The sequence below is a fragment of the Pseudonocardia sp. SID8383 genome (assembly GCF_009864975.1).
Lineage (GTDB): Bacteria > Actinomycetota > Actinomycetes > Mycobacteriales > Pseudonocardiaceae > Pseudonocardia > Pseudonocardia alni.
The window spans coordinates 1-9138 of the sequence record NZ_WWFY01000273.1; the positions used below are offsets into that span (position 1 = coordinate 1).

A 9138-nucleotide genomic window follows, 5' to 3' on the forward strand; every position below is an offset into this window, starting at 1 on the left:
CACCCCGCCCGGCGGCCGGACCCCGTACCGCACGGCGGTCCGCCGCGCTCTCGACGGCGTCGGCGCGGCCGGGCCGGGGCCGTCCGACCCGCCCGGCACCGGTCCGCTGGAGTGGTCGACGACCGACACCCGCGACGTGGCCGCTCCCGCCCGCGCCGTCTGGTCGGTGATCGAGACGCTCGGCGGCCCGCACGGCTGGTACACCGTCCCGGGCGTCGCGACGCTGACCGGCCACCTCGACGTCCTCGCCGGTGGGCCCGGTGTCGTCCCGCGCCGGCACGGCGACGGCCCGGCCCGGCTCCTCCCGGGTGAGCCCCTGGACCGCTGGACCGTCGAGATCGTCGAACCGGGGCGGCGGCTGGTGCTGCGCGCCGCGGACCGGCTCCCCGGCGACGCCCGGCTCGAGCTGGCCGTCACTCCGACCGACCGGCTGACCAGCCGCTACACCCAGACCCTGCGGTTCACCCCGCGCGGGATGGCCGGGCGGCTGGGATGGCTGGCGGCCTACCCGTCGCAGCGCTTCGTGTTCGCCGTGATGGCGCGGACCCTCGCCGGGGTCGCCGAGACCCGCTACCGGCGCGACGTCCGCGCCCTCTGACCCCTCCGGGGTGCCCCCAGGGGAACTCTCGTAGCGCTCTAAGCCACGAGAGTTCCCCTGGGGGCGACGGGGGCGGCGCCTCAGCCCCGGCTGCGGGCCTGGGCCACCTGCTCGGCGCGGTCCTCGGCCGCGAGCCGCGTCAGCTCGGCGCCGGCCTCGGGGTCGCGGGTGAGGTTCTCGCCCGACTCCGGGTCGAACACGTGGATCTTCCGCGCGTCCAGCCAGAACTCGGCGTCGCGGCCCTCCCGGATCCGGCTGGTCGAGTCGATCGACACGATCGCCTGCGTACGCAGCTGATCGGCGTCGAGCTCCCGCGACAGCTCCTTGAGCTTGGTCTCCACCTCGGCCGGGGCCTCGTAGGGGATGTAGGCGTACTGCGAGTCGCCCAGCCACTCGGTCACGTCGACCTTCGCGGTGAAGGTCGACCCGACGTGCTTCTTGGCCTCGTCGACCAGTGACGCGTCCTCGAAGTACTCCGGCCGGATGCCGACCAGCACCAGCTCGCGACCGGCGACCTTCTCGGCGCGCGCGGCGTCGAGCTCGATCGGGCCGAACGGCGTCTCCAGCCGGTTCCCGGCCACGGTCGCGGGCAGGAAGTTCATCGGCGGCGACCCGATGAACCCGGCGACGAACAGGTTGACCGGCTGCTCGTAGAGCTCGCGCGGCGAGGCGACCTGCTGGATGACGCCCTTGCGCAGGACACAGACCCGATCGCCGAGGGTCATCGCCTCGGTCTGGTCGTGTGTGACGTAGACGGTGGTGATACCGAGGCGGCGCTGCAGGCGGGCGATCTCGGTGCGCATCTGCCCGCGCAGCTTCGCGTCCAGGTTGGACAGCGGCTCGTCGAACAGGAACGCGTCGGCGTCGCGGACGATGGCACGGCCCATCGCGACCCGCTGGCGCTGACCGCCGGACAGGTTCGCGGGCTTGCGCTGCAGGTGCTCCTGCAGCTCCAGGACCTTCGCCGCGGTGTCGACCTTCTGCGTGATCTCGTCCTCGGGCGCCTTGGCCAGACGCAGCGGGAACGCGATGTTCTCGAAGACCGACAGGTGCGGGTAGAGCGCGTAGTTCTGGAACACCATGGACAGGTTGCGGTCCCGCGGGGCCTTGTCGTTGACGCGGCTGCCGGCGATGACCATGTCGCCGGAGGTGATGTCCTCCAGACCGACGATCATCCGCAGCAGCGTGGACTTCCCGCAGCCGGACGGGCCGACGAGGATCATGAACTCGCCGTCGGCGATGTCCATGCTCACGTCGTTCACGGCCGGGAAGCCGTCCCCGTACTTCTTGACGATGTTCTTCATCTCGATCGACGCCATGGCCGGTCGGTTCCTCTCTCTGTGTACGGGGTGTCAGCCCTTGACGGCGCCGTTGGTCAGACCGGCGACGATGCGCCGCTGGAACAGCAGGACGAGCACGACGACGGGGATGGTCACGATCACCGCGGCGGCGGCGATCGGGCCGTTCGGCGACTCGAACTGCGAGGCCCCGGAGAACAGGCCCAGCGCGGCCGGGACCGGGCGGGACGCGCCGGTCGAGGTCAGCGAGATGCCGTAGGCGAAGTCGTTCCAGGCGATGAAGAACGCCAGGATCGCGGTGGTGAACACCCCGGGCGTCGCCAGCGGGACGATCACCTTGCGGAACGCCTGCCAGGTGGTGGCGCCGTCGACCTGCGCGGCCTGCTCCATCTCCCACGGGATCTCGCGGAAGAACGCCGACATGGTCCAGATCGACAGCGGCAGGGTCAGCGACAGGTAGGGGATGATCAGGCCGGGCCAGGTGTCGTAGAGCCCGATCTGGCGCCACAGGTTGAACAGCGGCGTCACGATCGAGATGACCGGGAAGATCGCCACCGCCAGCGCGGTCGACAGGATCAGCTTCTTGCCCCGGAAGTCGAGCCGGGCGATCGCGTAGGCGGCGAACATCGACAGCACGCACGCCAGGAACGTCGCGATGATGCAGATGCCGAAGGAGTTGCGCAGCGCGGGCAGGAACAGCCCGGCCGCGTCCCCGACGAGGATCTGGGAGTAGTTGTCCCACGACACCGAGGTCGGCAGGAACTGCTTGTTGGCGATGTCGTCGCTCGACTTCAGCGACAGCGACACGATCCAGCCCACCGGGAACAGGGCGTAGACGACGATCGCGATGCCGGCGACGATCCAGAGGACTCTCTCGCGGGTGGACATCACTTCTCCCCTCGGGCCTGGGACAGGTCGACCTTGAACCCCTTGATGAACCCGATGCAGATGATCACGACGGACAGGAACAGCAGCACCGACACCGCGGAGCCGAGCCCGATCTCGACGCGGGCGATGGTCTGGCGGTAGGCCAGGAACGACACCGTCTCGGTGCTGTTCGCCCCGGCCGTCATCACGAACACCGAGTCGAACACGCGGAACGCGTCCAGGGTCCGGAACAGCAGGGCGACCATGATCGCCGCCTTCATGTTCGGGAGGGTGACCTTCCACATCCGCTGCCACCAGGTCGCGCCGTCGACGCGGGCGGCCTCCTGCAGCACGTCGGGCACCTGGGCCAGACCCGCGAGCAGCAGCAGCGAGATGAACGGGGTGGTCTTCCAGATCTCGGCCAGGCAGATCACGAACAGCGACGAGCCGGTCGAGCCGAACCAGTCGGTGTCGGCCGAGATCCCGGGCAGCCAGCCGAACCAGGAGTTCACGAAGCCCGAGTCGAGGGAGAACGCGTACTGCCAGGCGAACGCCGACACGACCGTGATGACCGCGTAGGGGATCAGGATCGCGGCGCGCAGCACCGGCCGGATCGCCCTGAGCGCGTTCATCATGACCAGCGCCAGCAGGAAGCCCAGCACCAGCTCGACCGCGACGGTGACCACGGTGATGAACACCGTGACGCCGAAGGAGGTCCACCAGATCGAGTCGGTGAGGATGACCGCGTAGTTCTTCAGGCCGACGAAGGAGATGTTGTCCGGGTCGGTCAGCCGGTAGTCGAACAGCGAGTAGTAGACGGCCTGGATGATCGGGTAGGCCGTCACCAGCAGCATCACGGCGAACGCCGGGCCCGCGAGGTACCAGCCGAGCTTCTGCTCGGCCCGGCTGCGGTCACTGGCACCGCGCGGGGCCGGGGAGGCCCCGGTCCCGGTCCCGGGCCGCTCGGTCGTCGTGGTCACAGCAGCTCCTCCTTGGCGAGGACCGCCTTGATCAGCGCGGCGGTCGCGGGGCCGACGGTCGGCGGGTCGATGCCCGCGGTCGGGTGGTAGGTGCGCTGGATGGACTCGGAGACCTCGCTGTAGTACGCCGTCTGCGGGCGCGGCTTGGCCTGCTGCAGCGACTGCGCGATGACCGGGGCCATCGGGAACTGCTCCACCACGTCCGGGTCGGTGAACACCGAGATCCGGGCGGCCGGGTTGCCGTTGGTGAGGAAGTACTGCTTCTGGTTCTCGGTCGAGGTGATGCACTCGGTGGCCTGGTAGGCCAGGTCGGTGTGCTTGCTGAACGCGCCGACGCCGAGGTTGATGCCGCCGTAGGGCGGGGCCGAGGGCCTGCCGGCCTCGGTCTGCGGGTAGAGCGCCCAGCCGAAGTCGTCCGGCGTGGACTGCGGGACGGTCCCCTCCTCGACGGCGCTGTTGACCTTGCCCCACACGAACGGCCAGTTCACCTGGAACATCGCGTCACCGGACTGGAAGGCGTTGGAGTTCTCGTCCTCGGAGTTGGTCGAGAAGCCGGGACCGCCGACGGCCGAGACCGCCTTCATGATCTCGGCAGCCTTCGTCGCGGCGGGGGAGTCCAGGCCGAGCTGGACGCCGTCGGGGTCCTGCGGCGAGGCGTTGGTGACGATCTGCCCGCCGCCGCCCTCGACCAGCGCGTTCAGCCAGACGGTCAGCGACTCCGCGCGGATGCCCTGCGCGGCGATGATCGAGTTCTTGGCCTGCGCGGTCGCGACGACCTGGTCCCAGGTGACCGGCTTCGACAGGTCCAGCCCGGTGCCGGCGACCTGCGACTTGCGGTACCAGAGCAGCTGGGTGTTGGCCCAGAACGGCACCGTGACCAGCTCGCCGTTCCAGCTCGCGCCCTCCTTCGCGGAGTTCACGATCCCGGCGGTGGTCCGCTGCGCGACCTCCTCGGGCACCGGGGCCAGGAACTTCGCCTCGGCGAACTCGGGGATGTAGGGCGGGTCGATGGACATGATGTCGATCGAGCTGTCGTTGGCCGCGAGCCGGCGGATCAGCTGCTGACGCTGCTCCGCGGACTGGCGCGGCAGCACCGACACCGCGATCCGGTACTGCCCGTTCGACGCCGCCGAGCAGCGCTGGGCGATCTCCGCCTGCCCTCCGTCGTCGGGGTTGATGTACCAGTTGAGGACCGGCGGGCCCGCGGGTGCGCCTCCGCAGCCCGCCAGCAGGGCGAGGGCGACGGTGGCCGCACCGGCGGCCAGCGTCCTCCTCCACCGTGTGCGACGCATGGTCAACTCCGAACTCCCGTGTCCGATACCGCTGCTGTGTCCTGTCGCTCGCCGGCGACGTTGGAAGCGTTTCCAACCGAGACTGTGGGCCTTTCACCCAGGAGTGTCAAGACTCACATCGGTCAGGCTGGTAGCCGACGATCCTTACTGATCGACAGGCGATGGTCCAGCGCAGTCGGATAACATCCGCTCTTGCAATCGCTTCCAGCTTTGGGCATACATGTGTCGTGCCCGAACCGGTCAACCTGGCCGACGTGGCCCGGCTGGCCAAGGTCTCACCGGCCACCGCGTCACGCGCGCTCAGCGATCACCCCCACGTCGCCGAGGCCACCCGCGCCCGCGTGTGGGAGGCCGCGCGCGCCCTGGAGTACGTCGTCAGCCCGGATGCCTCCGGCCTCGCGCGGGGCACCACGGGGCGGATCGCCGTCGTCGTCCCGCACCTGTCGCGGTGGTGGTTCGGGGCGGCGCTGGAGGGCTTGTCCGACGTGGTGCGCGAGGCCGGGCGCGACGTGCTGCTCTACCACCTGGGCGACGCCGCGGCCCGGCGCGCGTTCTTCGCCGAGCTGCCCGCCCGCCGGCGGGCCGACGCCGTCGTGCTGCTGGGGTTCGGTGTCGACGACGCCGAGCGCGCCCGGCTGGAGAGGATCGGCGTCGGCATCGTGTCGGCGGGGACCCGGATCGGCAACCACCCCTCGGTGTCGATCGACGAGTACGTCGCCGGTCGCCAGGCCGTCGACCACCTGCTCCACCTCGGACACCGGAGGATCGGGATGATCGTCACCACCGACCCGGAGCTCGACCCGGGCCAGCCCGAGGGTCGTGCCGCCGCCTGCCGGACGGCGCTCGCCGACGCCGGCGTGGCACACGACCCCGCCCTGACGGTGAGCGTGCCCTGGAGCCCGGAGGGCGGGGCGCGGGCGATGGGGGAGCTGCTCGGGCTGTCCGACCCGCCGACGGCGGTCTACGCCCACACCGACGAGGTCGCCCTCGGCGCCGTCGGCACGCTGCGCCGGGCCGGGCTCGCGGTGCCCGGCGACGTGTCGGTCATCGGTATCGACGACCACCCGCTGGCCGCGCTGACCGATCTGTCCACCGTGGCCCAGCCGGCGGCCGAGCAGGGTGCCGTCGCGGCCCGGATGGCGCTGGCGACGCTGGCCGGCGAGCCGGTCGAGCCGGTCGCGACCCTGCCGACCCGGCTGGTCATCCGCGGCTCCACCGCCCCACCGGCCCGCGGCGTGCGGGGGGTGTCCTGAATGGACGCTCCGCCGGAGCTGGTGCTGCGGGCCCCCGGCCCCGAGCTGATCGCGCTGCCCTGGAACGAGCCGCTGGAACGGTGGGACGAGATGCGGGTCCCGCTGCGCGACATGGAGGTCGGCCCCAGCCGGCACCTCGTCCGTTTCGTCGAGGCCGACGGTGCACTGTGGGCGCTCAAGGACATGCCGGAGCGGATCGCCCGTCGCGAGTACGACGTGCTGCGGCGCCTCGAGCACCAGTGCCTGCCCGCGGTCCGCCCGGCCGGGCTGGTGAACCAGCCGGCGCACGAGACCGCGATCCTGGTGACCCGCTACCTCGCCGGGTCCTGGCAGTACCGCAGGCTGTTCCTGCGGCTGCCCCCGAACCGGCCGCGGCACCGCGCCCGGCTGTTCGACGCGATGATCTCGCTGCTGGTCGAGCTGCACCGGCACGGCGTGTTCTGGGGGGACTGCTCGCTCAACAACACCCTGTTCACCCGCGACGGGCAGACCCTGCAGGCCTTTCTCGTCGACGCCGAGACCAGCGAAGTGCACCCGGACGGCCTGTCCGACGGTCAGCGCGAGCACGACGTGACGATCCTGGTCGAGAACATCGCCGCCGGGATGATCGACCTCGCGACCTCGCTGGAGCGCCCGCCGGAGATGATCCCGCAGCTCATCGACGAGGCGACCGCCCTGCCCGAGCGCTACCGGGAGCTGTGGGAGGCGCTGCACACCTCGCCGGTCTTCGCCTTCGGCGACCGCTACCGCGTCGAGGGCGCCATCCGCGAGCTCAACGACCTGGGCTTCGCCGTCGACGAGGTGTCCCTGCTCCCGATCGGCGACGGCCGGTCGCGGCTGCACATCGCCGTCGGCGACCGCAACTACCACTCCGAGACGCTGCGCAGGCTGACCGGTGTCGGCGTGGGGGAGGGCCAGGCCCGGATCCTGCTCGGCGACCTCAACGCCCACCGCGACTGGATGCAGCGCCGCACCGGTCAGGAGGTGTCGGAGCGCGCGGCCGCCCGCAGCTGGATCGACCACTGCCTCGAGCCCGGATCGGCCCGCGCGCACGCCGCGCTCGGCGGTGCCGGCGATCCGGTGCAGGCGTACTGCGACCTGCTGGAGGTGCGCTGGCTGTTGTCCGAACGGGCCGGCGCCGACGTCGGCAACGAGACCGCGCTGGCCGCCCTCGGCGGGCACGCCCCGACCGACTCGGCGGCCAAGATGGCCGTCGCCGACGCCCCCACCGGGCCGCTGCCGCGGATCCCCGCGGACGACGCCGACGAGCGGTGACGCGCGTCGTCACATCGTTGACGCCACGGTAACCACACGCCCGGCGGTACTGTTCCGGGCCGTGTCCATTCCCGGTCCCGGTTACGCCATCACCGCACGCGTCGACGCCCCCGCCCACCCCACCTCGGCCGGTGACCTCACCGCCGCCGTCGGCCAGGTCGGTGGCGTCGTCACCGCCTTCGACGTCGTCGAGGCGCGCACCGAGAGTCTCGTCGTCGACATCTCGGTCAACGCCCGCAACACCGAGCACGTCGAGGAGATCAAGACCGCCATCGAGCAGCTCGAGGGCTTCTCGGTCCGCAAGGTCTCGGACCGGACCTTCCTGCTCCACCTCGGCGGCAAGATCGAGGTGCGGTCCAAGGTGAGCCTCCGCACCCGTGACGACCTGTCGCGCGCCTACACCCCGGGCGTCGCGCGGGTGTCGATGGCGATCGCGGAGAACCCGTCCGACGCCCGGCGCCTGACGATCAAGCGCAACACCGTCGCCGTCGTCACCGACGGGTCCGCGGTGCTGGGCCTGGGCAACATCGGGGCCGCCGCGGCGATGCCGGTGATGGAGGGCAAGGCGGCGCTGTTCAAGCAGTTCGCGAACGTCGACGCCTGGCCGGTCTGCCTCGACACCCAGGACACCGAGGAGATCATCCGCACGGTCCAGCTGATCGCTCCCGGCTACGGCGGCATCAACCTGGAGGACATCGCCGCGCCGCGCTGCTTCGAGATCGAGCGCAGGCTGCGCGAGCTGCTCGACATCCCGGTCTTCCACGACGACCAGCACGGCACCGCCGTCGTCGTGCTCGGCGCGCTGCGCAACGCCCTGCGCGTGGTCGGCAAGAAGTTCGCCGACAGCCGCGTCGTCGTCTGCGGGGTCGGCGCGGCCGGCTCGGCGATCATCCGGCTGCTCGGCTCGGAGCAGACCGCCGACGTCGTCGCGGTCGACGTGGACGGCATCGTCCACACCGGACGCGAGGGGATGGACGACAACCTCGTCTCGATCGCCGCGCAGACCAACAAGGACGGCAAGCAGGGCACCCTGGCCGACGCGCTCGTCGGGGCCGACGTCTTCATCGGGGTCAGCGCGCCGAACCTGTTCGGCGCGGACGAGCTGCGGACCATGAACGACGACTCGATCGTGTTCGCACTGGCCAACCCGGACCCCGAGGTCGACCCGACGCTGGCGATGCGCCACGCCGCCGTCGTCGCGACCGGCCGGTCGGACTACCCGAACCAGATCAACAACGTGCTCGCGTTCCCCGGTGTGTTCCGCGGGCTGCTCGACGCCCAGGCGCACGACATCACCGACGAGATGATGCTCGCCGCGGCCGAGGCGATCGCCGACGTCGTCGCCGAGCCGAACCCGTCGTTCATCGTGCCGAGCGTGTTCGACACGAGCGTGGCCCCGGCCGTCGCCGAGGCGCTGCGCGGTGCCGCCGCGAAGCAGGCGAAGCGCGGCGAGGTCGAGGCGGGCTGACCGGCTCACCGGGGGACGACCACCCCGGGCGGCGCGGGCACGGGGACGTGCTCGGCGGGGGAGGCCGCCGCGGCGACGAGCACGGCCAGCACCGCCGTCGTCCCGAG

8 protein-coding genes are annotated in these 9138 nt (G+C 71.3%); 4 read left to right on the top strand and 4 right to left on the bottom strand.

Annotated features, from left to right (window positions below; genetic code table 11):
* On the top strand, positions 1–598 hold a 598-nt coding region (locus tag GTW08_RS06540), incomplete at its 5' end, for a DUF2867 domain-containing protein (protein WP_161151576.1).
* Between the two features lie 80 nt (positions 599–678).
* On the opposite strand, the gene ugpC is transcribed toward GTW08_RS06540, so the two are convergent.
* From ugpC to GTW08_RS06560, 4 genes are read right to left on the bottom strand one after another with little or no spacing between them, the layout of a single operon-like run.
* A complete protein-coding gene (gene ugpC, locus GTW08_RS06545; protein WP_073574641.1) occupies positions 679–1917 on the bottom strand; it encodes an ABC transporter ATP-binding protein in 1239 nt (412 codons plus the stop codon).
* Between the two features lie 33 nt (positions 1918–1950).
* Positions 1951–2784, bottom strand: a complete 834-nt coding sequence (locus tag GTW08_RS06550) for a carbohydrate ABC transporter permease (RefSeq protein WP_073575270.1) — start codon at positions 2782–2784, stop codon at positions 1951–1953.
* Positions 2784–3743 (bottom strand): carbohydrate ABC transporter permease, encoded by a 960-nt coding sequence (locus GTW08_RS06555; RefSeq protein WP_073574642.1) that lies wholly within the window; start codon positions 3741–3743, stop codon positions 2784–2786. Before GTW08_RS06555 ends, GTW08_RS06550 begins: the two co-directional genes overlap by 1 nt.
* Positions 3740–5035 (bottom strand): extracellular solute-binding protein, encoded by a 1296-nt coding sequence (locus tag GTW08_RS06560; protein WP_073574643.1) that lies wholly within the window; start codon positions 5033–5035, stop codon positions 3740–3742. The genes GTW08_RS06555 and GTW08_RS06560 overlap by 4 nt, the downstream gene beginning before the upstream one ends.
* A 227-nt stretch (positions 5036–5262) precedes the next feature.
* Between GTW08_RS06560 and GTW08_RS06565 the strand changes: the two genes are divergently transcribed.
* The 3 genes from GTW08_RS06565 (at position 5263) to GTW08_RS06575 (ending at position 9031) form a co-directional block, all read left to right on the top strand.
* Positions 5263–6288 carry a LacI family DNA-binding transcriptional regulator gene (locus GTW08_RS06565; protein WP_217266863.1) on the top strand — a complete coding sequence of 342 codons (1026 nt, stop codon included), beginning with the start codon at positions 5263–5265 and terminating at the stop codon, positions 6286–6288.
* Positions 6289–7563: a DUF4032 domain-containing protein gene (locus GTW08_RS06570; protein ID WP_073574644.1), complete on the top strand. Its 1275-nt coding sequence runs from the start codon at positions 6289–6291 to the stop codon at positions 7561–7563.
* A gap of 61 nt (positions 7564–7624) precedes the next feature.
* The gene (locus GTW08_RS06575; RefSeq protein WP_073574645.1) at positions 7625–9031 is read left to right on the top strand and encodes an NAD-dependent malic enzyme; all 1407 of its coding nucleotides are present in this window, start codon (positions 7625–7627) and stop codon (positions 9029–9031) included.
* The last annotated feature ends 107 nt before the right edge of the window (positions 9032–9138 follow it).